This window comes from Actinokineospora sp. (assembly GCF_050699995.1).
GTDB lineage: Bacteria > Actinomycetota > Actinomycetes > Mycobacteriales > Pseudonocardiaceae > Actinokineospora.
Genome location: NZ_JBOHGC010000171.1, coordinates 1 through 24,840, shown reverse-complemented (window position 1 = coordinate 24,840; position 24,840 = coordinate 1). Strand labels below are relative to the sequence as shown.

At 70.5% G+C, this 24,840-nt stretch carries 26 protein-coding genes, 1 tRNA gene and 1 pseudogene; 15 read left to right on the top strand and 13 right to left on the bottom strand.

Translation table 11 applies throughout. The features are described 5' to 3' along the window. Positions 1–1,416: 1,416 nt before the first annotated feature. From ACRDSQ_RS09445 to ACRDSQ_RS09400, 10 genes and pseudogenes are all read left to right on the top strand, one after another. Complete coding sequence (locus ACRDSQ_RS09445; RefSeq protein WP_431420461.1) at positions 1,417–3,087, top strand: phage tail protein; 1,671 nt, start codon at positions 1,417–1,419, stop codon at positions 3,085–3,087. A 10-nt stretch (positions 3,088–3,097) separates the two neighbouring features. Then, entirely contained in the window at positions 3,098–3,937 is an 840-nt protein-coding gene (locus ACRDSQ_RS09440) for a hypothetical protein (RefSeq protein ID WP_431420460.1), read from the top strand. Between the two features lies 1 nt (position 3,938). Beyond that, complete coding sequence (locus ACRDSQ_RS09435; RefSeq protein ID WP_431420459.1) at positions 3,939–6,194, top strand: hypothetical protein; 2,256 nt, start codon at positions 3,939–3,941, stop codon at positions 6,192–6,194. Between the two features lie 24 nt (positions 6,195–6,218). Continuing rightward, positions 6,219–6,677 (top strand): hypothetical protein, encoded by a 459-nt coding sequence (locus ACRDSQ_RS09430; protein ID WP_431420458.1) that lies wholly within the window; start codon positions 6,219–6,221, stop codon positions 6,675–6,677. Beyond that, on the top strand, positions 6,620–7,678 hold the full coding sequence (locus ACRDSQ_RS09425) for a peptidoglycan-binding protein (RefSeq protein WP_431420457.1): 1,059 nt from the start codon (positions 6,620–6,622) through the stop codon (positions 7,676–7,678). Before ACRDSQ_RS09430 ends, ACRDSQ_RS09425 begins: the two co-directional genes overlap by 58 nt. Further along, the gene (locus ACRDSQ_RS09420; protein WP_431420456.1) at positions 7,675–7,803 is read left to right on the top strand and encodes a hypothetical protein; all 129 of its coding nucleotides are present in this window, start codon (positions 7,675–7,677) and stop codon (positions 7,801–7,803) included. Before ACRDSQ_RS09425 ends, ACRDSQ_RS09420 begins: the two co-directional genes overlap by 4 nt. Positions 7,804–7,826: 23 nt before the next feature. Next, on the top strand, positions 7,827–8,105 hold the full coding sequence (locus ACRDSQ_RS09415; RefSeq protein WP_431420455.1) for a hypothetical protein: 279 nt from the start codon (positions 7,827–7,829) through the stop codon (positions 8,103–8,105). A gap of 97 nt (positions 8,106–8,202) precedes the next feature. Next, entirely contained in the window at positions 8,203–8,343 is a 141-nt protein-coding gene (locus ACRDSQ_RS09410; RefSeq protein WP_431420454.1) for a hypothetical protein, read from the top strand. Positions 8,344–8,512: 169 nt separating this feature from the next. Further along, on the top strand, positions 8,513–8,884 hold the full coding sequence (locus tag ACRDSQ_RS09405; protein ID WP_431420463.1) for a recombinase family protein: 372 nt from the start codon (positions 8,513–8,515) through the stop codon (positions 8,882–8,884). Between the two features lie 3 nt (positions 8,885–8,887). Beyond that, positions 8,888–9,892 (top strand): annotated as a pseudogene (locus tag ACRDSQ_RS09400) (recombinase family protein); the annotation flags it as partial. A gap of 586 nt (positions 9,893–10,478) precedes the next feature. On the opposite strand, the gene ACRDSQ_RS09395 reads toward ACRDSQ_RS09400, so the two are convergent. From ACRDSQ_RS09395 to ACRDSQ_RS09375, 5 genes are all read right to left on the bottom strand, one after another. Continuing rightward, positions 10,479–10,554 (bottom strand) — tRNA-Ala (locus tag ACRDSQ_RS09395). A 56-nt stretch (positions 10,555–10,610) separates the two neighbouring features. Further along, the gene (gene sepX, locus ACRDSQ_RS09390) at positions 10,611–11,363 is read right to left on the bottom strand and encodes a divisome protein SepX/GlpR (RefSeq protein ID WP_431420453.1); all 753 of its coding nucleotides are present in this window, start codon (positions 11,361–11,363) and stop codon (positions 10,611–10,613) included. A gap of 180 nt (positions 11,364–11,543) precedes the next feature. Continuing rightward, positions 11,544–12,185: a GNAT family N-acetyltransferase gene (locus ACRDSQ_RS09385; protein WP_431420452.1), complete on the bottom strand. Its 642-nt coding sequence runs from the start codon at positions 12,183–12,185 to the stop codon at positions 11,544–11,546. A gap of 1 nt (position 12,186) precedes the next feature. Next, complete coding sequence (gene glp / locus ACRDSQ_RS09380) at positions 12,187–13,410, bottom strand: molybdotransferase-like divisome protein Glp (protein ID WP_431420451.1); 1,224 nt, start codon at positions 13,408–13,410, stop codon at positions 12,187–12,189. Positions 13,411–13,449: 39 nt separating this feature from the next. After that, entirely contained in the window at positions 13,450–14,340 is an 891-nt protein-coding gene (locus tag ACRDSQ_RS09375; RefSeq protein ID WP_431420450.1) for a UTP--glucose-1-phosphate uridylyltransferase, read from the bottom strand. A 24-nt stretch (positions 14,341–14,364) separates the two neighbouring features. Between ACRDSQ_RS09375 and ACRDSQ_RS09370 the strand changes: the two genes are divergently transcribed. The 5 genes from ACRDSQ_RS09370 to ACRDSQ_RS09350 all read left to right on the top strand — a co-directional run bounded on the left by ACRDSQ_RS09370 (position 14,365) and on the right by ACRDSQ_RS09350 (position 16,757). Then, positions 14,365–14,973: a 5-formyltetrahydrofolate cyclo-ligase gene (locus ACRDSQ_RS09370; protein ID WP_431420449.1), complete on the top strand. Its 609-nt coding sequence runs from the start codon at positions 14,365–14,367 to the stop codon at positions 14,971–14,973. A gap of 103 nt (positions 14,974–15,076) precedes the next feature. Next, positions 15,077–15,400 carry an FmdB family zinc ribbon protein gene (locus ACRDSQ_RS09365; protein ID WP_431420448.1) on the top strand — a complete coding sequence of 108 codons (324 nt, stop codon included), beginning with the start codon at positions 15,077–15,079 and terminating at the stop codon, positions 15,398–15,400. A 128-nt stretch (positions 15,401–15,528) separates the two neighbouring features. Then, the gene (locus ACRDSQ_RS09360; RefSeq protein ID WP_431420447.1) at positions 15,529–16,113 is read left to right on the top strand and encodes an SAF domain-containing protein; all 585 of its coding nucleotides are present in this window, start codon (positions 15,529–15,531) and stop codon (positions 16,111–16,113) included. A gap of 50 nt (positions 16,114–16,163) precedes the next feature. Beyond that, positions 16,164–16,562, top strand: coding sequence for a large-conductance mechanosensitive channel protein MscL (gene mscL, locus ACRDSQ_RS09355; protein ID WP_431420446.1), 399 nt, complete (start codon positions 16,164–16,166; stop codon positions 16,560–16,562). A gap of 27 nt (positions 16,563–16,589) precedes the next feature. Beyond that, positions 16,590–16,757, top strand: a complete 168-nt coding sequence (locus tag ACRDSQ_RS09350; RefSeq protein ID WP_431420445.1) for a hypothetical protein — start codon at positions 16,590–16,592, stop codon at positions 16,755–16,757. A gap of 162 nt (positions 16,758–16,919) precedes the next feature. Here ACRDSQ_RS09350 and ACRDSQ_RS09345 read toward each other — a convergent pair whose 3' ends face one another. The 8 genes from ACRDSQ_RS09345 to ACRDSQ_RS09310 all read right to left on the bottom strand — a co-directional run. Beyond that, positions 16,920–17,420 carry a MogA/MoaB family molybdenum cofactor biosynthesis protein gene (locus ACRDSQ_RS09345; protein ID WP_091378869.1) on the bottom strand — a complete coding sequence of 167 codons (501 nt, stop codon included), beginning with the start codon at positions 17,418–17,420 and terminating at the stop codon, positions 16,920–16,922. Positions 17,421–17,484: 64 nt separating this feature from the next. Beyond that, positions 17,485–18,537 carry a sensor histidine kinase gene (locus tag ACRDSQ_RS09340; RefSeq protein ID WP_431420444.1) on the bottom strand — a complete coding sequence of 351 codons (1,053 nt, stop codon included), beginning with the start codon at positions 18,535–18,537 and terminating at the stop codon, positions 17,485–17,487. After that, positions 18,537–19,229 carry a response regulator transcription factor gene (locus ACRDSQ_RS09335; RefSeq protein WP_431420443.1) on the bottom strand — a complete coding sequence of 231 codons (693 nt, stop codon included), beginning with the start codon at positions 19,227–19,229 and terminating at the stop codon, positions 18,537–18,539. Before ACRDSQ_RS09335 ends, ACRDSQ_RS09340 begins: the two co-directional genes overlap by 1 nt. Before the next feature lie 241 nt (positions 19,230–19,470). Beyond that, positions 19,471–20,904, bottom strand: coding sequence for a trypsin-like peptidase domain-containing protein (locus ACRDSQ_RS09330; RefSeq protein WP_431420462.1), 1,434 nt, complete (start codon positions 20,902–20,904; stop codon positions 19,471–19,473). 353 nt (positions 20,905–21,257) lie between these two features. After that, positions 21,258–22,364, bottom strand: coding sequence for a galactose-1-phosphate uridylyltransferase (gene galT, locus ACRDSQ_RS09325; protein ID WP_431420442.1), 1,107 nt, complete (start codon positions 22,362–22,364; stop codon positions 21,258–21,260). Next, positions 22,361–23,158, bottom strand: coding sequence for a DeoR/GlpR family DNA-binding transcription regulator (locus ACRDSQ_RS09320; RefSeq protein WP_431420441.1), 798 nt, complete (start codon positions 23,156–23,158; stop codon positions 22,361–22,363). Before ACRDSQ_RS09320 ends, galT begins: the two co-directional genes overlap by 4 nt. 41 nt (positions 23,159–23,199) lie before the next feature. Further along, the gene (locus tag ACRDSQ_RS09315) at positions 23,200–24,612 is read right to left on the bottom strand and encodes an ATP-binding protein (protein ID WP_431420440.1); all 1,413 of its coding nucleotides are present in this window, start codon (positions 24,610–24,612) and stop codon (positions 23,200–23,202) included. After that, positions 24,612–24,840 (bottom strand): winged helix-turn-helix domain-containing protein (locus ACRDSQ_RS09310; RefSeq protein ID WP_431420439.1); only part of this gene is annotated, 229 nt, incomplete at its 5' end. The genes ACRDSQ_RS09310 and ACRDSQ_RS09315, both read right to left, overlap by 1 nt.

Below are 24,840 nucleotides of genomic sequence, written 5' to 3'. Positions count from 1 at the left end.
ACTCCTCATACGAGGGCTGCGATTCGTCGGGCACCACACCATGATCCACCCGGCGAGCCCAAAGATCAACTCACCACGCCAAGACGACCAGCTGACCAGTCACCCTCGAAATTGGTCGGGGAATTGTGGACAACTCGACTGCCTGTGGATAGCTGAATCGCCGGGGGCGTGATGCCCCGTGGCGACAGTCGGTCACGCCTACCTCAAGGTCATGCCCAGCCTGCAAGGGCTCGGCCGTCACCTGCGGGAGCAGATCCGCATCGAGCAGGCCGGTGCGCCGTCGATCAGCCTCACCGCGCAGGTGCAGACCGCTCTGCTGCGCGAACAGCTCCGCGCCGCTGCACGCGAGGGTGACGAGTCGGCGATCCGCCTGCTGGCCGAGCTGGACGCGCTCCCCGCCGAAACCCAGTTTCAGGCGCTCCTGCGGCGCCTGTCCGGGGGCGACATCACGATCCGCGCGGTCGTGCACCGCTCGGTCGGTGGCGCGACGCTGGGCCTGCTGGCGCTGACCCGCGCGGCGAACTCCACCACCGGCTCGATGGTCCGGTCGACCGCGGTCGTCGGCGCGGCCACTCTGCGGTACGCGGCGATGGCCGCAGCCGTGTCCGGCGCGATGGGCGTGGTGTCCGGGCTCGGTGGCGCGGTCGCCACGTCGGCGCAGTCGCTTCTACTGCTCCCCGCGGCCGGGCTCGCGGCCGTCGCGGTGATGCAGACGTTGAAGCTCGGCGTCGAGGGCTTCACCGACGCGCTATCCGAGTCCGACCCGGTGAAGTTCGCCGAAGCTGTCGCGAAGATGCCGCCCGCGATGGCCGCGACCGCGCTCGCGGTGCGGGGGCTGCGGCCGGAGTTCGCGGCCTTGAAGCTCGACGTGCAGCAGCGGCTGTTCACTGGGCTCGCTACCCAGGTCACCAGCCTGGGCGAGCGGTACCTGCCGGTGCTGCGCACGGGGATGGGCGAGATCGCCTCGGCCGGGAACCTCGCCGCGGTCTCGGTCGGCGGGTTCCTGTCCCAGGCCCGCACGGTCGCCGACGTCCAGGCGATCTTCGCCAACACCGGGGCGGCGTCACGACGGTTGGCCGGCGCGCTGGCACCCCTACTAGCGGCCCTGCGCGACATCGCGGCCGTGGGCTCGGAGTTCCTGCCCGGCCTCGCGTCCGGGCTCACCGAAGGGGCCGAGAGGTTCGCGCTGTTCATCGCGCAGGCCCGGCAATCCGGTCAGCTCAAGACCTGGATCAGCGAGGGTCTGTCCGCGCTCGGGCAGCTCGCCGAGATCCTGTCCAACCTGCTCGGCATCGTCGGCGCGGTCTTCCGCGCCGCGAACACCGAGGGCGCGAGCCTGCTCACGACCCTGTCGACGGTCACCGGGTCGCTGCTGGCGTCCTCCGTAGCGCCGAGGGGCAGACCGCGCTGTCGCAGGTGTTCGGCGGGATCGCCGCCGTCGCGGCCGGGCTGGGGCCGGTGTTCACCGCGCTGGGCCAGACCGTGGTCTCCGACCTGGCTCCGGCGATCGCGGCGCTCGGCCCGCAGCTCGGCACCGCGTTCTCCCGCCTCGCCCCCTCAATCGCCCCACTCGGCCAGATCATCGCCGCGTTGGCCCCGGTGCTCGGGGCCGTGGCGCTCGCGCTGGCGGACATGCTCGTCCCCGCCGCCCAAGCCCTCGCGCCCGTGGTCGCCGCGCTGGCCCCGGCACTGTCCACTGTGGCGTCGCTGCTCGGTGACGCCGTGGGCGACGCGATCACGAGCCTGGCCCCGGCGGTCCTCGGCCTGGCCCAGGCGCTCACTCCTTTGATCAACCAGCTCGGTGGTCTGCTCGCGACATCGCTGCGGCAGCTCGCGCCGATGCTCGCGCAGTTCCTCACCGCGCTCACGCCGATCATCTCGGCGGTCGGCGGCGCGTTCCTGCAAGCCCTGGCGGCGGTGCTGCCGGTGCTCGCGCAGCTCGCGCAGGTGTTCGGCACGGTGCTGCTCGCCGGACTGCGGGCCGTGCAGCCAGTGCTGCCGCTGATCGTCGGCGTGATCGAGCAGTTGGCGCAGATCGTCTCCGGCGCGCTCGCGACCGCGATGCCCACACTGGTGCAGGTCGCCGAGACCGTGGGCGGCCTGCTGGTGCAGGCCGTGTCGGCGCTCGCGCCGTTGCTGCCGCCGTTGGCCGAGGCGTTCTTCACCGTGGTCAACGCCGCGCTGCCGCTGCTGCCGCCGCTGCTGTCGCTGGTCGGCGAACTGATCCCCCCGCTGACGGACCTGATCAGCGCGCTGCTGCCGATCCTGGTGCAGGGCGCGAACCTGTTCGCCACCCTCGCCACCGCCGTCGCACCGCTGGTGGACATCCTCGCGCGTGTCCTGATGCCGATTCTGGAGACGCTGCTCGGCGTCGTGACCCGGGTGTTCGAGGCCATCGGGTCGATCATCGCCGGGGCCATGCGCTACGTCCAAGGCGTCATCGACACCGTGATGGGCCTGGTCACCGGCAACTGGGACCGCGCATGGAAGGGCTTGCGGAACATCTTCGGCGGGATCTGGGACATGATCCGCGGCGCGGTCTCCGGCGCCCTTGACGGGCTGGTGCGGTTCTTCGTGGACCTGCCGGGCCGCATCCTCGGCGCGCTCGGCGACCTCGGCGGGCTGCTCGTGGAGGCCGGGAAGAACATCATCCGCGGCCTGATCCGCGGCATCGAGGCCGCCTGGCAGTGGATCAAGGACAAGCTCAAGTCGTTGACCGATCTGTTGCCGGACTGGAAAGGCCCGCCCGCACGAGACCGGGTGCTGCTGGCCGACAACGGCCGGTTGATCATGCGCGGTCTTCTGTCCGGTCTGGAGGACGGCACACCCGACGTCCGCGACTACCTGACCGACCTCACCAACACCCTCCCTCTCGACCTCACCGCCAACGCCACCCTGTCCGCCCGGCACGGCGGCCTGGCCGGAACACCAAGCCGCATCGCCTCGCCGACCGTCGATGCGTCGGCGATGGCGGCGGCGGTCACTGCCGGGGTGTTGGCCGCGTTCGACGGGGCGCGGCTGCGGGTCGACGGCAACGGTGTCGCACGGCTGGTCAACGACGTCAACGCCCGCAACGCCCGACGCTGAACTCTCGGTGGTGATCGCCGTGGATGTGTTCCATCTCGGGCCGGTCGGTGCGCTGCGGGCCTTGCCGTCTCCCTCGCTGGGCACCGGGCCGGACGCCACCGCTGTCCGGCTCGGGGCGGTGCACCGCTCGCTCACGGGCCGGGTCACGATCGACCGACTGGCGGTGAGACGCACGTGGGCGTTGTCCTGGCCGTACCTGGACCCGACCGTGCACGCCTTCCTCGACGCCCTGCACCTAGGCATCGTGCCGGGGCCGCTATGGCTGCTGGACCCGCAGCGCGCCAACAGGTTGACGCTCGCGGTCGCCGCGACCGGCTCACCAGAGCGCACCACCACCGGGTTCACCGCCACCGCCGGAACGCTGGCATGGAGCGCGGCCGTGCCCGTGTCAACGCTGCCGATCGCGGGCGGTCTGTCCTGGGCGGTCCCAGCCGCAGGCGGCCAGCTCGCGCACGTCGACCCCGTGCCGGTGCTGCCCGGGGAAACGGTCACCGCGTCGGCGTGGGTGACCGCCACGGTGCCGGTACGGCTTTCCGTGTCGCTCTACGACCGGACGGACGCGCTACTCACCACGGTCCAGTCGGACCCGATCACGCCCGGGGCCGGTGGCACGCGGCTCACGCTGCCACTGGTCCCGGGAGCCACGGCCGCTTTTGCCCGCCTCGCCCTGACTGTCCCCGCCAGCACCGCCACCACCCTCACTACAGCCGCGTGGCAGCTCGAAGCCGCCGCCACCGCCTCGCCGTGGTCGCCCGGTGGCGGCGCGGCCGTCGTCGCCGTGGACGCACTCACCACCGCCTACCCGGTCCCCGGAACCCGGGCGACCGCGCTGACGCTGCTGGAGGTCTAGCGTGCAGTTCCCCACCGACCCCGTCCTAGCCGCCGCCGTCGACGCCGCCGACCGCGTCCCGCTCACCCGCCTGCTGGTGGACTGGTCCCGCGACGGCAACTACGCCCACGCCCTCTCGGACCTGTCCACTGTGGCCGACGCGGTGACGGTGGAGCGCTCGATCACCGGGGACCTCCCGCCCGAGTGCTCCCTGGTCGAGGGCTACACCTCGGCCACACTGACCGCCGCCCTCGGCGGGCAACGCGCGGTCGACCCGCGCGACATCGCCCGAATGCTGTCCCCTTACCGATCCGATGGGCCGCTGTACCGGCAGCAGCAGGTGGACGTGCCGGTGCGCCTGGACCTCGGTCTCGCCACGACCGCAGGGCCGCGCTGGGTGCGCCAGTTCACCGGCACCACCCGCTCCCTACGCGCCACCGCCTCCACCCGCACGGTGCAGCTCGACGCGCTCGACCCGGCCGAGCGCCTGCGCGCGGCCGTGACTCTGCCCGTGACCGCAGCCAGCGAGCGCGCCGAGCGGCTGCCCGCTGTGTTCCCGTACAAGTACCGGTTCAACACGCAATGGGTGCTCGACTACGTGCTGCGGCGCAACGGCATCTACTTCTCCCCGCCACCACGCCCGGGGTGCCTGTTCGCGATGACCTGCCACGGCGGCCTGGCCCCCGACATCGGCTCCACCGGCAGCAACGGCATCACCCGCAAGACCAACACCGCGACACCGGAGTTCGTGCCCGGCGCCTACGGACTGGCCGCCAACGGCGGCCCGACCATCCACTGGTGGGGAGGCGCCCGCGGTGCCGGGGTGTTCTCCCTTGGGTTCGGGGAAGCGCACCTGATCGAGGCCCACATCAAGGCCGGTGCCAGCAACACGTTCAACCCCGACGCGGACGGCACGATCGTGGCGATCTCCACCAGCCTGGTGAAGCTGGAGGGCACCACCTACGACCTGACCATCAGCACGGCCGGACAGCTCGCGGTGAAGGTGTGGTCGAACCCCACCACCAGCCCCACCCTGGCGGCGACGCTGAACGGGCCGACGCTGACCGGCCCGGCCGCGTGGCACTCGGTCGGGGTGTGGGTCAAGTACGACCACACCGCCAAGACGATCACCCACCGCTGGCAGCTCGACGGCGTAGTCGGTGCCCCGGCCACCGTGTCCGTCACGCTGGACGCCCTCTACAGCGCACCCCGGGCCGGGGTGACGGTGAAGACCCCCGTCCCGGTGCAATGCATCCAGGTCGCACCCGCCGCCGCGATCCCGGCCGGGTGGGGCACACCGCACGTATCCGAAGCCGACCTGGACGTCGGGCTCAACTGGATGACCGGCCTACCGGACATCATCAGCGGCGAGTCCTGGTCAGTCATCAAAGCCTCGGTCGCCGCCGAATACGGGCTGGCCTCGTTCACCGAGGCCGGGCGGTTCCAGTTCCGCAACCGCGACACCGCCCGCACCGCGGCGGCCGGACCCGCGGTCAAGGCGATCACCGCCGCGACGTCGCTGACCGACCTGGAGGTGTCGGTGGCGCTGGACTCGGTGCGCAACCAGATCAGCCACACCCACGCCGCCCGCCTGGAACGCGACGAACCCGAGATCGTCTACCAACCGACCACCGTGGAGGAACTGGACGCCCCGCCCGGCACCACCCGCCGCACAGTGCGGCTGTCGAGCCGATGCCACGCCACCGGCTACATCGGCTCCTACACGGCCAGCACGTACCCCGACGCCACCGACTTCTCCGGGTTCGTCGCCACCAACGCCAACACCGGGGCCGCGGTGTCGAACGTGACTGTGACCGGGCTGCTCTCCGACGACGAGTCCACCGTGGAGCTGACGTTCAGCAACCCCAACGCCTTCACCGTGCGGTTCCAGATCCAAGGCCGCCCCGCGTTCCGGCTCGTCGCCAACCCGGTCACAGACGACAACCCCACACGCATCCTCACTACCAACCCGGCCAGCATCGCCCGCTACGGCCGCCGCGTGCTCGACCTGCCCGACAACCCGTTCCGCCAGCACCCCGACCCCGCGAACGCGGTCACCGCGTCACTACTGGCCGACCTGGCCGACCCGGTGCCGATCCTCGCCGACGTCCCCGTGGTTGGCGATCCGCGCGTGCAGCTCGCCGATGTCGTCACCCTCGCCGACCCCACCGGACTCGGCGGCCCGATCACCGGGTCGGTGATCGCCTTGCGCCGCACCCAATCCAGCGAGGACGGCCTGGCCGACTCGCTCACCATCCGGGCACGCCCGCCCGCCTGAGCAGACCCCGCGAACGCCGGGGAGGTGACCACAGTGGACCTCTCAGCGTTCTCCACCTTCGGCATCACCGGCACGTTGGTCCTCGTCATCGCCTACCTACTGGCCTCCAACCACCGCGACCGCACCACCTACGAACGCGCCCTCACCATGCGCGACGCCGAGCACAACGCCGAACTCGCCGCCGCCCGCGCCGCACACGCCGAAGACCTCAGCGGACTCCGCTCCCGCCTGTCTCCCTCGAACGCCGCCTCGGCGAGCTCGAAACCGAGCTGGACGCCGAACGCGACCGCCGCCGCACCGCAGAAGACACCGCCGCCCGCGTGCTGCGCCGCCCGTGACCCGGGCCGCGCCACCCGGCGCGCGCCCGCACCCGGCCCCGTCTCGGGCCACCAACCACACCGCGAGCCCCTGGAGGTGGCTCACGCATGTCCCAAACCACAACCGAACCCGCGCCCGACGAGATGCCCGCCCCGGTCGAGCTGATCGAGACCGACGACCCGGGAACCGAGCCGCCCCCGGACTGGGACGACCACGTCCATGCCGACAACGACGACACCAAGGTGCTGAGCTTCATGGCGGCGGCGGTCCACATCAACGGGTTCACCGTCTCGGCGGACCGCGCCGTGATCGGCATCCGCTCCTACACCGTCCCCGGCACCACGGTGGTCCTCCCGGTCCGCTCGGAGATCGCGCCGTTGCTGATCGGCGCGGCGGCCGAGTTCCACGAGACCGTCGAGCCGCTGGTGGCCGGGTGGTGCTGGGGCTACGCCTACCGCAACGTCACCGGCGGCAGCACCCCGTCGTTCCACGCGGCCGGGATCGCGATCGACCTCAACGCGCCGCGCCACCCGATCGGCAAGGCGAACACGTTCACCCCGGCGCAGGCCGACCGCATCCGCGCGATCGCCCGTAAGTACGGGCTGCGGTGGGGTGGCGACTACACCGGCCGCAAGGACGACATGCACCTGGAGGTGATCCTGTCCCGGGCGGCGGCGCTGGACCTGGTGCACCGCATCCAGTCCGGCGGCCAACCCACCCCGCCGTCGACCGGGCGTCGCACCCTGCGCCAAGGCATGACCGGCCCCGACGTCCGCGAGGTCCAGGGCAAGGTCGGCGCGACCTCCGACGGCGTGTTCGGGCCGAAGACGACGGCCGCGGTGAAGGCGTTCCAGGCCCGCCACGGCCTGACCGCCGACGGCATCGTCGGACCCCGCACGTGGGCCGTCCTCGACACACCCCCGCCGCCGCGACCGGCCCCGACCCCGGGTGCCCGGCCGACCGTCCGCAACGGCAGCAGCGGCCCGGCCGTCGCCGAACTCCAGCGCATCCTCAACGCCTGGTACCCCGACCAGCCGACGCTGGCCGTCGACGGCCAGTTCGGCGCCCGCACCGAGGCCCGCGTCCGGCTCCTCCAGCAACGCGCCGGCCTCGCCGTCGACGGCGTGTGCGGGCCGCGCACCTGGGCCGTCCTGCTCGGCCGGTGACCCGCGTGCTCACCGCTATCACCGCGCTCGGCCTGGCCCTGTTCGCCTGCCACATCTGGCGAGCGTTCCTCACCGCCGATCAGACCGTGCGCGACGCCCTCGCAGACCTCGAACACAAAGACTGACAACTAAAGGAGAACGATCCACCGTGTACACGGACACCACCCGCCCCCGCCCGCTGCGCATCGCCGCCACCGTCGTCGGCGGCCTGCTCGCCCTCGTCCACGGCCTCGTCGGGGCCGGGCTGTTCACCAGCGACCAGGGCAGCGCCACCACCACCGTCATCAACGCCGCCGTCGCCTTGGCCGCCGCGTTCGGCGTCGTCCTCGTCGGCGAGCGCCACGTCACCCCGCTCGACGATCCCCGCGACGACACCGGCACCCCGCTGGTGCCCGACCCCGGCACCGACGAGCCCGCTCCGTTCTGACCCGTCCTGTCCGCCGCCCGCGTCGAGGGAGCCCCACGCTCTCTCGACCGGGGGCACGGCGGCCGGTCGGCGCGCGGCCCAGCCCGAGGTGCCGCCCATGGCCGACAAGCCCGCCGCCCTGGTGGTCGAGCGCATCGACACCGAACCCATGACCGAATCCGAACACGCCGAAACCATTCGCGGATTGGCCGTCCTAATTTCAGAATGGAGTGCGAACCGACGCGACCAACAGTCATAAGCAAATAGTTTCCGACCCGCATTCATTGGTAAAGTGGATGCATGGTTGAAATGATTCAGCCGCCGCCCGTGAAATGCTTCGGCATTTCGCGGGCGGTTGACGTGAAGAGGGGAACGTCCACGTGACGCCGGAACCCGAACCTCCAGCCGGGGCGCGACCTGGCCCGCCTATGCGGGTCGCGGTCTACACCCGGAGCCTGGTCAATCCCACGCTCGCCGCGTACATCACAGACCATCCCACCTGGGAGATCACCCGCCGATTCACCGGTCGAGCCCTGCCCGACCTAGCCGCCGCAGTCCGCGCCGGGAAGGTCGACGCCGTGGTCGTCACGAACCTGGCCGACTTCCCGGGCACCCCGCGAGCCCTCGCGCATTTGCTCAACGCCATCCGCGAAAGCGGCGCAGCGTTGTATGCCGTCGAGGACGAATTCGACAGCACCAAGCCGCTGGGCGCGCTCCGGCTCGAACTCCTCGCACTGTTCCTTCTCTGGGAACACGACCGCGTGGCCCGCCACCGCCGACTCGAAAGGGGCGACGCGTAGCAAATGGCGAAAAAGACCACGAACAAGCGGGTGCGCCGCGAGGTCGTGGGCGAACTCGGTGCCGACATCCGGGTCGCTCTGTACCTGCGGCGCTCCACCGACGAGGAGAACCAGCAGTACACCTTCCAGGTCCAAGAAGACCGGATGCGCGCCTACGTCGCCTCCCAACCTGGCTGGCGCGTAGTGGTCGTCTACGACGACAACAAGTCCGGCGCGAGCACCGACCGCAAGGGCCTGGACAAGATGATGACCGGGGCGCGGGCCGGGCTGTTCGACGTCGTGCTCGTCTACCGGGTCGACCGGTTCTCTCGGAACCTGCGTGACCTCGTGATGCTGCTCGATGACCTCGATGAGGCGGGCGTCGTGTTCCGCTCGGCCACCGAGCCGTTCGACACCGGCACGCCCATGGGTCGCCTGCTGGTCCAGATGCTCGGCATGTTCGCCCAGTTCGAGCGCGACCTGATCATCGAACGCGTCATCGCCGGGATGGAGAAGGCCGCCGCCGCCGGGAAGTGGAAAGGCGGGCGGCGCCCCTACGGCTACGGGCTGAACAAGAAGACGATGTGCCTGACCATCGACAAGTCCCAAGCCGTTGTGGTCCGGCTGATCTTCGCCTTCTACACCGTCGACCGACTCGGCTCCAACGCCATCGCGAACCTGCTCAACGACCGGGGACTGCGCACCTCCACCGGCAAGCAGTGGTCACCGCAACAGGTGCTCCGCGTCCTGTCCAACCGCGTCTACCTCGGCGAACTCACTTTCCGCGACATCACCGCCGAGAACTGTCACCCCGCGATCATCGAGCAGCACACCTTCGATGACGCCCAACGGCTCATGGAGCAGCGCGGCGAGAGCTACGCGGCGCGCGCCGGGAACGACACCGACTTCCTCGCCTCCGGCAAGCTCCGCTGCCCCCGCTGCCACAAGGCGATGATCGGCACCCGCGCCAACGGCCGCACCAAGACCTACCGCTACTACACGTGCTGGACCCGCTCCCGCTACGGCCCAGAATCCTGCGACATGGACCGGATCGACGCCGACCAGCTCGACGCCGCTCTGCTGAACTCCATGGCCACGTTCTTCCGCACCCAGCACGACCTCATGGCCGAGGCCGTCACCCACGCGCAACGCGACCACGAATCCAACTACGACTCCCGGCAAGACGAACTCGACACCGTCAACGCCGAGATCAGCAAGGTCATCGCGAAGATCGACCGGTACCTCGACGCCTTCGAGGACGGCACCCTCGAACCCGCCGACCTCAAGGAACGACTCACCGCGCTGCGCGAGACCAAGCAGTCCCTCCAGGACCGCCGAGACGGCCTCATGGTCGAACTCAGCGAACAACCCGTCATGCCCGACACGGCGACCCTCACCGACGTCAGCGACCACATCAACGATGTCATCCGTGCGGGCAACATCACCCAGCAGAAGAGCGTGGTCGAAGCGCTCGTCTCCAAGATCACGATGACACAGGAGTACACCGTCATCCCGACCTTCCGCATCCCACAGCAGCCACCAACAGCCGAACAAGACCAAGGGGCCGAGACCGGCTTACCGGTCCCGACCCCTGTGGTTCGAGTGCTTTCACATTTGGTGGAGCTGCGGGGAATCGAACCCCGGACCTTCTCGATGCGAACGAGACGCGCTACCAACTGCGCTACAGCCCCGAACTTGGTGCGCGGAGAGCGTATCAGGATGTGCGCATCGGGGGTTCTGGGGGGTCTTACTCTCCGACGGCTCGGCGGTAGGGCAGGTGTGAGGGGTCGCCGAGTTCGTCGAACCAGGGGTCTTCGTCGTCGATGTCGACGACGACGGCGCTGGGGTGGGCTGTGCGGGTGGGGGCGTGGTCGCGGGCGGGGCGGGTGTCTTCGTCTTGGTAGGTGTCGTATTCGTCCGCGTAGGGCCGGGCGTGGGAGCGGCGGGCGGCGGACATGCGGGCGTAGCGCCGTTGGCGGATTTCTTCTTCGATCCGGACTTGGCGCCGCAGGTAGGTGAGGTAGCCGATGAGGGTGAGGTCGATCGCCCCGTGCGCCCACCAGAGGGTCGGGTTCACGATGGCGGCCAGGGCGACTGTGATGACCGCGAGGGTGATCATCAGCAGGACGACGCGTTGGCGGAAGCCGTATTTGGCGCGGGCGGCGCGGGCGGCGGCGTCGGGGTCGTAGCCGCCGCGGCCGGGGCGGTAGCGGCGGACTTCGGGTTCGGGGTCGTCTTCGATTTCGGCTTCGTCGAGCTCGTCGAGCTCGGGGTCCACCTCGTCGACGTCGCTCATGGCGAAGTCCTCCCGGGTGTCCTCGGCCTCCTCGTGGAGGTCGTTTTCCTCATCGAGGTCGTGGACGCTGCCGCTGCGCACGACTCGTGCCGCGAGCGCGGAGTCCGCTGTTCTGGCGATTTCCTGGCGCTTGCGCACCACCATCGGGACGAGCACGACGAGCCATGCCACTACGAGCGCGACCACGATCAAAGAGCTCGGCATGTCCCGGCACCTCCCCCGAACTTTGCGACGCACGCGTCCCTGCGTTCGCCACGTTAGTCACAACAGTCACACGCTTGGCGGAGGCGCGCCGACCACGTTCACCCATTCGGCTAGTTCGTAAGTGGACCTTCCACTGTAACGGCCTTGATCAAACCAATTTGCCGTGAACTTCTCGCACCGTTACGGCAAAACCGCGCCGCCGTCGGCGATCAGGCGCGCTACCAGGCCGTTTGGTATGTCCTCAATGGTCAGTGCGAAGCAAAGATGATCACGCCAGTCCCCCGCCACGTCGAGGTAGCGGCGGAAGAGGCCCTCCTCGCGGAAGCCCAGCTTGGCCAGCACGCGCAGGCTCGCGGCGTTCTCCGGGCGCACCGTGGCCTCGATCCGGTGCAACCCGGCCGAGGCGAAGCAGTGATCGACTACGAGGGCCACGGACGCGGTCGCGACTCCCCCGCCGACGACCTCGCTGTCGACCCAGTAGCCCACCCAGGCCGAGCACAGGGAGCCGCGGATCACGTTGCCCACGGTGATCTGGCCCGCGAACCGGCCGTCGACCGTGATCACGAACGGCAGCGACATCCCGCGCCGCCCCAGGGCGCGCAGTGTCGACCACTGGGCGGGCCACGCGATCCCGGCGTTGCGCTCCGCCCAAGTCCCCGGAACCGAGGGCTCCCAGTTCTCCAGGTGCCGTTGGTCGCGCTTGCGGATGCGGCTCCACGCGGCCGCGTCCCACAGCCTCGGCGCACGCACCTCGACCAGACCGGCGGCCACGGACAACGGGCCGAGGCGGGCGGGCCAGCCGGGGTGGCGGCCCTGCGGCACGCTAGCCACGCTGGGCGAGGAAGCTGACCTGCACCTGCTCGCCGACGGGGACCTCGGTCGTCTCTTCGGCCACGAGCACAAGGCAGTTCGCCTCGGCCAGCGAAGCCAGCAGGTGCGAGCCGGACAGCCCGAGCGGCTGGACCAGGTACTCGCCGTTGGAATCGTCGCGCAGCAGCTGCCCGCGTAGGAAGCCGCGCCGGTCCTTGGTCGACGTGATCGGCGAGAGCAGCCGCGCGGTGACCACGCGGCGGTGCGGGTTGCGCTTGCCTTGGGCGGCCCGGATGAGCGGGCGAACCATCACCTCGAAGACCACCAGCGCGCTCATCGGGTTGCCGGGCAGCAGGAACGTCGGCACGGCGTCCGGACCGAGCCTGCCGAAGCCCTGGACCGAGCCGGGGTGCATCGCGACCCTGGTCATGTCGACCTCGCCGAGGTCCTGGATCGCCGAACGGACCTCCTCGGCCAGTTCGCCGCCGACACCGCCCGCGATGACCACGATCTCCGACAGCAGCAGCCTGCTCTCGACTACCTCGCGCAGCCGTTTCGGGTCGCTCTCCAGGATGCCGACGCGGTTGACCTCCGCGCCCGCGTCACGCGCGGCGGCGGCGAGGGCGTAGGAGTTGACGTCGTAGACCTGTCCCTGTCCGGGCGTCCGGTCTATGTCCACCAGTTCGTCGCCGACCGAGATGATCGATACACGGGGCCTCGGGTAGACGAGCACCTTGGAGCGGCCGACGGCGGCGAGCAGACCGACCTGGGCCGAGCCGATCACCGCGCCGCGGCGGACCGCGACGTCGCCGGTCTGCACGTCCTCACCGGTGCGCCGGACGTAACCCGCCGACGGCACCGGCTGGTGCACGGTGACCTTCGCGTGGTGGCCGTCGGTGAACCCGGTGGGCAGCACGGCGTCGGCGAGGGTCGGCAGCGGCGCACCCGTGGCGATGCGCACGGCCTGCCCCGGCTGGAGCCTGCGCGGCTGTCTGGACCCCGCCGCGATCTCGCCGACGACCGGCAGCTGAACGGGCTCCTCGCCCGCGGCCTGGGTGTCGACACTGCGCACGGCGTAGCCGTCCACCGCCGCCTGGTCGAAGCCCGGCAGCGCGCGCTCGGCAACGACCTCCTCGGCGCAGAGCAAGCCCTGCGCCTCGGAGATGGCGACCCGCACGGGGGCGGGCCGGACCGCGGCCGCCAGCGCCCTGGCGAGTTGCTCGTCGACTGACCTCATCCGGTTACCTTGTCACCAATCGCGTCCTGGACTCGGCATCTACACGCCGCCAACCCGTTCCCGCAGCCATTCACGCAGGTCGGGCCCATACTCCGGGTGCTCGAGGGCAAAGTCCACGGCGGCACGCAGGAAACCTCCAGGATTCCCGAGGTCGTGCCTTCCGCCGCGGTGCACGACCACGTGCACCGGGTGGCCTTCGGCGATGAGCAGCGCGATGGCGTCGGTCAGCTGGAGTTCGCCGCCCGCGCCGGGGGTGATCCGCTTGAGCGCGTCGAAGATCGCCCGGTCGAGCAGGTAGCGGCCCGCGGCGGCGAAGGTCGACGGCGCTTCGGCGGCGGGTGGCTTCTCGACCATCCCGTGGACCTGCTTGACATCCGGATCTTCGGTTTCGGCCACGTCGAACACGCCGTACGCGGAGATCTGCTCGCGCGGGATGTCGAACGCGCACAACACCGAGCCGCCGAACTTCGCACGAACCGCGGCCATGCGGGTCAACACGCCGGTGGGCAGGACCAGGTCGTCGGGCAGCAGGACCGCGACAGCTTCGTCGTCGCCGCGCAGGTTGCCCTCGGCGCAGCCGACGGCGTGGCCCAGCCCCAGCGCCTGCTCCTGGATCGCGGTCTCGACCTCCAGCAGCCCGGGGGCGCGGCGGACCTTCGCGAGGAGTTCGGTCTTGCCGCGCTCTTCGAGCGTGCGCTCCAGGTCGGGCCGCGGGCGGAAGTAGTCGGCCACCGCGTCCTTGCCGGGCGAGGTGACGATGACCAGGCGCGTCGCGCCCGCCTCCGCGGCTTCCGCGGCGACGTATTCGATGCCCGGCGTGTCCACCACCGGGAGCAATTCCTTGGGGACGGCTTTGGTCGTGGGAAGGAAACGGGTGCCAAGGCCTGCTGCTGGGACGATGGCGGTGGTGAATGCGGTCGACGCGCTCATGGACACGCAGCCTAACCTCGTGGTGTGGCTTCGCCTGGGAGTGATCTCGAAGACGCACGCGAGTGGACCAAGGACCAGTGGCGCTCGGCGTTGCTCAGCAGGCGACGCCGCCTGCCCGCGAGTGCCCGCTTCGCCGAGGCGATTCAGCTCACCACCCTGCTGACCAGCGGAAAGGTCGTGCGACGCGGCCAGACGCTGTGCGCGTACGTGCCGATCGGCTCGGAACCGGGCTCGGTGCAGATGCTCGACGAGGTCGCCGCGCACGGGGTGCGGGTGCTGCTGCCGATCGTCGCGGGCCAAGGTCCGCTGGACTGGGCGTGGTTCGCGGGGCAGGAGTCGCTGAGGCCCGGTCCCTACGGGCTGTTGGAGCCGATCGGCGAACGGCTGGGCGCGGCCGCGCTGCGGATCGCGGACATGGTCCTGGTGCCCGCGCTGGGCGTTGACCGCGCCGGGGTGCGGCTGGGCCGTGGGGCGGGGTACTACGACCGGACGCTGGTCATCGCGGCGCCGGGCACCCCGCTGGTCGCGGTCGTGCGTGACGATGAGACGGTCGACCGGCTGCCGCGGGAGCCGCACGACGTGCTGATGACCGCCGCGCTGACCCCGGAACGGGGCCTCATCCAGCTGCCTTGACTGTGAGATCCGGCGGAGATGTTTGCGCTCCGCACGCGTGGTGTCGCAGAATTGGCGTTAGCACTCCGGCTGACCGAGTGCCAAGTTTCGAGAAGGAGCCATCGTGCCCACGTACCAGTACGCCTGCACGGCGTGCGAGCACCGCTTCGACGCGGTGCAGTCGTTCACCGACGCCGCTCTTTCCGAGTGCCCGGAATGCGCCGGTCGGCTGCGCAAGCTGTACGGCTCGGTCGGTGTGGTGTTCAAGGGCAGCGGTTTCTACCGGACCGACAGCCGCTCCGGGTCGGGCGCGACCGCACCCGCGGCCACTCCCGCCGCCACCGCGGCGAAGTCCGAGTCGAGCACCTCTTCCTCGACCCCGGCTTCCTCGTCGTCCTCCTCGACTTCGTCGAGCACGACCTCCACTACCACGGCCAAGGCTTCCTGAGCCGCTTCACGCCGTAGTTGTCCACAGCGCCCGGGCAGGCATCCACAGCCTGGGCGCACCGGGTTCCCGGCACCGCCAGAACTCCCTAACGTCGAGATCGTCAGCCATCTCGATCTCGGGGAGCCGTCGTGCCGCGTTTCGTCACCCGTTCACTCACGCTCCGGCGGTCCATCGCCGCCGTCCTGGTCCTGCTCGCGGCCGTCCTGTGGCTGCACCCAGTCGCCGATCGCACGGCCCCAATGCTCGTGGCCGCCCGAGCCTTGGCGCCCGGTGTGGATCTGTCGACATCGGACGTCCGGGTCGTGCGCGCCCCACCTGAGGTCGTCCCGCCAGCCGCGTTCACCGAACCGGCAGCCATCGCCGGCCGGGTGCTGGCCGGGGCGGCGGGCGAGGGTGAGCCGATAACGGAGGCACGCCTGGTCGGGCCCTCGGCGGTCGGGCCCGGGTTCGCCGCCGTGCCGGTGCGGTTATCCGATCCGGCGGTCGCCGAACTGGTGCGGCCCGGCTCGCGTGTGGACATCGTCTCCACGGACAAGCGGGGCGGCGAAGCGGTGGTCCTGGCGCGCGACGCGACCGTGGTGACGGTGCGGCGTGACGATCAGGTGAACGGTGGGCGTCGCGGGAGTCTGCTGCTTATCGCCCTCGCGAGGGATTCCGCGGCCAGGGTCGCCTCCAGCTCACTGGAACGGCCGGTAACCGTTACGCTCCGATAGTTCATTACCCCGTACGGCGTATTCGCCGTTCGTCAAGATTGGAGTGCCAGGTGCTGAAGGGCTTCAAGGACTTCCTGATGCGCGGGAACGTCATCGACTTGGCGGTCGCGTTGATCATCGGGCTCGCGTTCACCGCCATCGTCACCGCGTTCACCGACGGCCTGATCAAGCCTCTGATCAACGCGATCGGCGGCTCCGACGCGGCGCAGGGTCTCGGCTTCAAGATCCTGAGCGACAATCCGGCCACCTTCATGGACTTCGGGTCCGTGATCAACGCGATCATCAACTTCGTCATCATCGCGGCGGTCGTGTACTTCGTGATCGTGCTGCCGGTGCAGCGCATCCAGGAGCGCCGCAAGCGCGGCATGGAGCCCGGCCCTGCGGAGCCGACCGATGTCGAGCTGCTCACCGAGATCCGCGACCTGCTCCGCCAGCAGCAGAACCGCTAGCCCTCGGGCTTCGGGGATGATGGAGGCATGAGCGAGCAGCCGACCGAGGACGAACACCGACGCAGGCGCGATCTCGACGCCATCTTCGGGGACGTGCTGCCCGAGACCACCTCGGACGAGCGCGAACCGCCGAAGGGCGACGACGACCGCGAGGAGTGGTACCGCGTCAACCGCCCCCCACACCACGAGGGCTAGCCCTCATGTCCTGACCGCGCGAGTCCCCACTTCCCGACAGCGAGTTCCCGGTTCGCGACAGCGAGATCCGGGTTCCCGACGGCGAGAGCCCGGTTCGCGACGACGAGTTCTCCGTTCAGGCGTTCCTGAACGGAGAACTCGCTGTCGGTCGTTCGGGTGGTGTCAGTTGCCGTCGAGGCCGGAGAGTTCGCCGATCACGTAGGGCACCAGGGACGACAGGGTGGCCATGCCGTCGCGGACCGCGCTGCGGGAGCCTGCGAGGTTGACCACCAGGGTGCTGCCCGAGACGCCCACCAGGCCACGCGAGACGCCCGCGTCGACCGCGCCCGCGGCCAGGCCGGACGAGCGCAGTGCCTCGGCGATGCCGGGGATCGGGCGGTCGAGCACGCCCTGGGTGGCGTCCGGGGTGACGTCGCGGGGGCTGACCCCGGTGCCGCCGACGGTCACCACGAGGTCGGCGCCGCCGATCACCGCAGTGTTGAGCGCGTTGCGGATCGCGACTGTTTCGCCTTCGACGGGGACGATGCCGTCGACGATGAAGCCTGCTTCCTCGAGCAGCTCGGTCACCAGCGGTCCGACCGTGTCCTCATGTTCCTTGTGCGCCACCCGATCGTCGACGATGACGACGAGGGCCCTGCCGAGCCGTTGCGCGCTGCGTTCCATGTCCACCAACCTAGCCGCCCCGGTCGATCCCGGCCCCTGAAGGTGACCGTTTCTTGCCGACCTCTCAGGTGTGCCCGGCCGCGAGCGGCAGCCGCACCTCGAAGCGGCATCCGGGGCCGTGGTTGCGGGCCGCGATGCGGCCGTGGTGGGCCTCCACCAAGCCCTTGGCGATGGCCAGGCCCAGTCCCCCGCCCACGTGCTCGTCCGGGCTCGGTGTGCGGGCGCTGGTGCCGCGGAAGGCGACTTCGAAGACGCGGTTGAGTTCGGTTTCCGGGATGCCTCCGCAGGAGTCGTCGACCGACAGGACGGCGTCGCCGCCGTCGACGCCGACCTGGACGGCGACCGTGCCGTCCGGGGGTGTGTGGCGGATGGCGTTGGAGACGAGGTTGTAGACGATGCGGGCGAGTTCCGGGTCGCTGCCCAGCACCACCGGCCAGGCCTGGGCCTCGGTCCGCACCCGCACCCGCTTGCGTTCGGCGACCGGGGTCTGGGCGGACAGCGCATCGCTGATGACTTCGCGCAGGGGGACCGCGGACATGGTGAGTCGCAGGGCGCCCGCGGTGATGCGGGAGAGTTCGAACAGGTCGTCGACCATCGTGGAGAGCCGGTGGGTCTCGCTGCCGATGCGGTGGGCGTAGCCGGAGACCTCCTCCGGCGAGGTGACCACGCCGTCGGCGAGGGCCTCGGCCATGGCGCGGATGCCCGCGAGCGGGGTGCGCAGGTCGTGGCTGATCCAGGCGACCAGTTCGCGGCGGGAGGCCTCGGCGGCGCGTTCACGTTCGCGGGCCTCGTGCTCCCAGACGCTGCGGCGGGCGATGCGCCTGCCCATCAGGACCGCCAAGGGGACGGTGACCAGGGTGACCAGCAGGCTGATCAGCAGCATCGTGGTCAGCGTGGTCGTGAACATGAACCCGCTGATCCCGAGCACACCGACGACGACGGCCGCGACCGGGACCAGCACGAGAACGGTCATCGCCGAGGACAGCGAACCGTTGCGCAGCACCCGAAGCAGCAGCGCCCCGAGCAGGACGACCGGCAGCACCGTCAGCAGGGCGAACGGCAGGATGTGCCAGAGGTGCAGGAGCAGTTCCCTGAGGGACTCCCCGGATTCGACCATCAGCGCTCCCCGTCGTAGCGGTACCCGACACCCCACACGGTGACGATGCGAGTCGGTTTCGCCGGGGTCCGCTCGATCTTCTCCCGCAACCGTCGCACGTGGACGGTGACGGTGGACTGGTCACCGAAGTTCCAACCCCACACCCGGTCCAGCAGCTGCTCGCGGGTGAAGGCCTCCCCCTGGTGGCTCATCAGGAACTCCAGCAGGTCGAACTCGCGGGTGGTCAGCGCCAGCTCGGCACCGTCCGCTGTGGCCTTGCGGGCGGCGGCATCGAGCTTGAGGTCGCCGTCGACGAGGTCCTTGGCCCTGGGCGGGGCGGCGGCCCGCGCGCGGCGCAGGACGGAGGTTACGCGCAGCGCGAGTTCCTTGGGGCTGAAGGGTTTCGTCACGTAGTCGTCGGCACCGAGCTGCAGCCCGACGATGCGGTTCTCCTCCTCGCCGAGGGCGGTCAGCATGACGACGGGAACGGCACTGTGCTCACGCAGCCGCCTGCACACCTCCAGGCCGTCGATGCCGGGCAGCATGAGGTCGAGCACCACCAGGTCGGGATCGTTCTCGGCGATCCACCGCAGCGCGTCCTCGCCGTTGTCGGCGAGCGCCACGTGGTGCCCGTCGCGCTCCAGGTAGCGCCGCACCACGTCGGACACGGTGAGATCGTCGTCGACGACCAGCACCCGGCCGGTCGGTTCCATCGGGGGTCCGCCTCTCACCAGGGATTCACCGTCCATCGTGAACCAGTGGGGACAGGAAAGCAGTGATCCGCGGTGGATCGTCAGCGGACCGTAAGAGTCACGCGAGGATCAGCGAAAGGCCGGACGCGCGACAGGAGCCGCAGGCGGGCGGGCGAGGGTTGCTATCCGTCCGCGTGCGACTCCTGTGCTTGGCTCCTGTCGGAGCCCCAGTCCGGCCTGGGGGCAAACAGACCGGAGTGTCCTATTCGGTTTCCACTGGCTGTCCCGCAAGCGTTGCCTCGACTGTACGCTCACCGTCGCCGATTACCAGCTTGACTTTGTCCCCCGGCGCATGAGATCGGACGGCCGCGACCAGGGCGTCCGAGGTGTCGATTCGCCGGTCGTCGAGCCTGGTGATGACATCGCCCGCGGTGAGACCCGCCTTCTCACCTGCCCCGCCGGGAACCACCTGGGAGATGAGGGCGCCGCCGTTGTTGTTGTCGCGGACGCTGACGCCGAGCACGGTCTGGGTGGCTTTCCCGGTCTTGACGATCTCGTCGGCGGTGCGCCGGGCCTGGTCGATCGGGATGGCGAATCCGATCCCGACGGAGCCGCCCGCACCCGAGCCGGAGCGCGGGCTGTAGATGGCCGAGTTGATGCCGACGACCTGGCCGCGCATGTTGACCAGTGGGCCACCGGAGTTGCCCGGGTTGATCGCGGCGTCGGTTTGGATGGCGTCCATGACCGTGGCCTGGCTGCCGTCCTCGCCGCCCGCCCGGGTGGGCCGGTTCAGCGAGCTGACGATGCCCGAGGTGACCGTGCCGGACAGCTCGAACGGCGAGCCGATGGCGACCACGCTCTGGCCGACCCGCAGGTCGTCGGAGCTGCCGAGTTCGACCACGGCGAGCCCGGAGATCCGTTCGGCGCGCACCACGGCCAGGTCGGACGACGGGTCGCGGCCGACGATGGTCGCCTTGGCGCTGCGCCCGTCCTGGAACACCGCGACGATCTCCCCGTCGTCGGCGGCGGCTTCCACGACGTGGTTGTTGGTGACGATCAGGCCGTCCTGGCTGATGACGAAACCGGACCCCTCCCCTGCGGAGGACCGGCCACGAACCTGCAACTGGACGACGCTGGGCAGCACCTTCTGCGCGACCGCCTCGACCGAGCCCTCGGGCGCGGGGGTGGACGCCTGCTTCGCGGGTTTGGGCGCGTCCAAGGCGCTGGACGTGCTCACCGGCGAACGTGAGTCGGCGACCAGGTAGCCGCCGGCGGCACCCGCGGCGCCGCCGACGATGAGCGCGAGCACGGTCATGCCCGCGACCAGTCCCCCGGTCTTGCGGCGCGGCGGCTCGGCCGCGGCGATGCGCTGCGGCGGGCTGGTCGGAAGTTGGGGCGGGGCGTAGGGATTGGCCACCGGCTGCCCCGCATAGCTGTGGTGACCTGTGAACGCGGTGCCGTAGAGGACCTGGTCGCGGCCGGAATACCCCGGCCCGTCCGGTCCCGCGGCGGACTGGCTCGGCGCCTCCGACGGCGGGCTCGCCGACCACGGGTCCGCCTGCTGAGAGGCGGGCGCCGGGGCGTCGGACTGGGCGCCTGGGTAGGCGGCGAGCTGCTCGAACGTCGGCTCGGCGGAGGCACCCGGGGCAGCGGAGTCTGCGGAGCTCTCGGAGTCTGTGTACGACGGACGGCCCAGGTAGTCCTCGCGGGTGTACCCCACGGTGGTCGAGTGGCCGGGGCCCTGCTCCCCGGCCACTCGGCCACCGGTTTCCGACTCGGCGAGGCCCTGCACCTCGCGTGAGCCGTGGTCCTGCGGGTCGGTCGCGCCCGGCTGGTTGTCCGCCGCCGCGTTGTCCGCCCCTGGGTGCGCGGGGCCCTGCACCCCGCGCACCCCGGGGTCGAACGCCTGGTGGTCCGGGCCCTGCACCCTTTCCACCGGGTTCCCCGACTCCCGTGCGGCTTGCGCCGACCACGGGCTGACCTGAAGTCCCGGTTCCCCGGGCGTGTCCTCCGGCCTATCGTCCGTCATGCCACCTACCTTGCGCCAGTCTACTGAGAAGTGCCTGAGACAGTCCTGTGCGAAGGCCGTGAACTCGACAACCTCACAGCGAGGTCTTCCGGGGTCACATCGTTGATCCAGACCGCCATTCCGGACTCCGAACCGGCAAGATACTTCACCCGGTCGGCCGTTCGCAGTATCGAGAACACCTGCAAATGGAGCCATGCCAGGTCGCGGCCGGTGTTGACCGGCGCCTGGTGCCAGGCGGCGATGTAGGGAAGGTCACGGTCGTAGAGGCCGTCGAGCATGCCGAGAACCTGGCGGTAGACCTCGGCGAAGTCGTCGCGTTCGGCGTCGGTGAGCGCTGGCAGGTCCGGGACCTGGCGGTGCGGGACGAGGTGCACCTCGACCGGCCAGCGCGCGGCCGCGGGCACGAAGGCGGTCCAGTGGGCGGAGTCGATGAGCACCCGGGTGCCCTCGGCGCGTTCGGCGGCGAGGACGTCGCCCATCACCGGGCGGCCGTGTTCTGCCTGGTAGGCGGCCGCGACCTCGAGCATCCGGGCGGTGCGCGGGGTGACGAAGGGGTAGCCGTAGACCTGCCCGTGCGGGTGGCTCAGCGTCACGCCGATCTCGTCGCCGCGGTTCTCGAACGGGAAGACCTGCTCGACGCCGGGGAGCTCGCTGAGCGCGGCCGTGCGGTCGGCCCAGACGTCGACGACGGTCCGGATCCGGCTGACCGGCAGCGCACCGAACGACACCGAGTGGTCGTCGGTGAAGCAGACCACCTCGCAGCGGCCCACCCCCGGCGCGGCGGGCACAAGACCCGTCGCCGTGGCCGCCGTCGCGTGTTGGGCGAACGAGGGAAAGCGGTTCTCGAAGACCACGACGTCGTAGCCCGGTTCCGGGATCTCGGTCGGCCTGCCCTCGGTGGACGGACACAGTGGACACAGCCCGGCGGGCGGCTTGTACGTGCGGGTCTGGCGGTGCGCGGCGAGGGCGACCCACTCGCCGGTCAGCGGGTCGCGGCGGATCTGCGAGGTGTTCTCGGCGGGCGCGAGGTCGCGCTGGTCGACAGCCGTGCGCGGGGGCGCTTCGGGGGAATCGTCGAAATAGAGGATCTGCCTGCCGTCGGCGAGCTTGCCTTCCGTCCGCCTCACTGGTCGGCCTCGACCACCGTGGGCACGGACGCGATCACGAGTTCACCCACACGTTCGGTGAGCACTTCGCGCGCGTCGTCCGGGATGCCCTCGTCGGTGACCAGGACATCGGCCTCTTCCAGGTCGGCGATGGTGGAGATGCCGACGACACCCCACTTCGTGTGGTCGGCGAGCACGACCAGCCGCCCGCCGGCCTCGACCAGCGCGCGGTCGGTCTCGCACTCGTCGAGGTTGGGGGTGGTGTAGCCGGCGCTGTCGGACATGCCGTGGACGCCGAGGAAGACCATGTCCAGGTGCAGCGACCGCAGCGACTGCACGGCGACCGGGCCGACCAGCGCGTCCGACGGGGTGCGCACGCCACCGGTGAGCACCACGGTGCGGTCGGAGCGGCCGGCGTGACGCAGGACGTCGGCGACGCGGATCGAGTTGGTGACCACCGTCAGGTCCGGGACGTCGGCGAGGAACCGGGCGAACGTCCACGTCGTGGTGCCCGCGGACAGGCCGATCGCGGTGCCGGGCCGGATGAGGCCCGCCGCGCGCGCCGACACGGCCTCCTTCTCCGGCAGCGCCCGCACCGACTTCGCCTCGAACCCCGGCTCGTCGGTGCTGCGGCCGACGACCGAGGTGGCGCCGCCGTGCACCTTCTCCAGCAGGCCCCGCTTCGCGAGGACGTCGAGGTCGCGGCGGACCGTCATGTCGGACACGCCAAGTCTTGTGACCAGCGCGTGGACCTGGACGGCGCCGGTCCGGCGGATCTCGTCCAGGATCACTTCTTGGCGCTGACGTGCGAGCACAACAGAATTCTACAAGGTCGAACGCGGGAATTTGTTAGGGCTTACCCCGGGCTACCCGGAAGGCGCATCGCCATCAGCGCGCCGCCGTCGGCGGAGCGGCTCGCGTACACCGAACCGCCGTGCCGTTCGGCCGCCTGCTTGACGATCGCGAGACCCAATCCGGAGCCGGGCAGGGTCCGCGCTTCCTCGGAGCGGTAGAAGCGGTCGAACACGTGCGGCAGGTCGGCGTCGCTGATGCCGGGTCCGGCGTCGGCGACCTGGAGGAACGCGTAGCCGTCACCCATGGGCTGCAGCTCGACCCGGACGGTCTCCCCCGGCGGGCTGAACTTCACCGCGTTGTCCAGCAGGTTCAGCACCGCGCGCTCCAGCGACGCGGCGTGCCCGACCAGGTGCCACGGCTGCAGCCGGACGTCGAAGTGGATCTCGCCGCCCGCCCGCCTGCGGGCCCGGTCGAGCGCCTGCTCGACGACCTCGGCCAGCTCGACGTGTTCCTGCACGGCGGGCGCGGCGTCCTCGCGGGCCAGTTCGACCAGGTCACCGATGAGCTGGGTCAGCTCGTCGAGCTGGGCGCGCAGATCGTCGTGGATCTCCCGGCGGTCGCGCTGCGACAGCGAGGGCGCCCCCGGCTGCTCGGAGGCGAGCATGAGTTCGAGGTTGGTGCGCAGCGAGGTCAGCGGGGTGCGCAGCTCGTGGCCCGCGTCCGCGACGAGTCTTCGCTGCCGCTCCTGGGACTCGGCGACGGCGCCGAGCATCGTGTTGAAGCTGTGGGTGAGTCGGGACAGCTCGTCGTCGCCCGCGACCGGAATCGGCCGTAGATCACCCGTATGAGTGACTCTTTCGGCCGCCGCGGTCAGTCGCTGGACCGGCCGGAGGCTTCCTCTCGCGACGGCCGTGCCCGCGATGGCGGCGACGATGATGCCGGAGCCGCCGATCACGATCAGCACGACGGAGAGCTTGGCGAGCGTGCTCTTGGTGGACTCCAGCGGCTGCGCGAGGACGAGCGCGGCGCCCCTGGTGAAGAAGGGATATTTGACGGCGAGGACGCGGGTGTCGGTCGCCTCGTCGGTCCGGAAGGACGTGTGTTTCTGACCTTCGGCCACGCGGAGCTCTTCGGGTCCGATCGGCGGGCGCACGACCGGGCGGTTGAACGCGGACTTGCCGGACGCGTCGATGACGTCGAACTTGATGTCGGTCAGCTCCAGGAAGAAGCTCGGGATCTCCGTGCGCCCGGCGTCGACCTCCTGGGTGTTGTTGACCAGCGCTTGCGCGCGCTCCGTCAGGTTCTCGTCGATCTGCTGGTAGAGCCCGCGGTAGACGGTGATGTACGCGCCAAGGGACACCAAGGCGACCGCGCCGCCCACGCACATGGCGGCGAGCAGGGCGATGCGGGTGCGCAGCGAGACGCGTTGACGGATCTCCCCGTTCGGCGCCTCGCCCACGGGGGCGAAGGTCATCAGGGGGGAGTCTCCCGCAGCACGTAGCCGATCCCGCGGACCGTGTGGATCAGCCGGGACTCGCCGTCGGCCTCGGTCTTGCGGCGCAGGTAGCCGACGTAGACGCCGAGCGCGTTCGAGGTCGGCCCGAAGTCGTAGCCCCACACCAGCTCGAAGATCTGCGTGCGCGTGAGCACGCGGCGCGGGTGGCGCATGAACGCCTCGAGCAGCCCGAACTCGGTCTTGGAA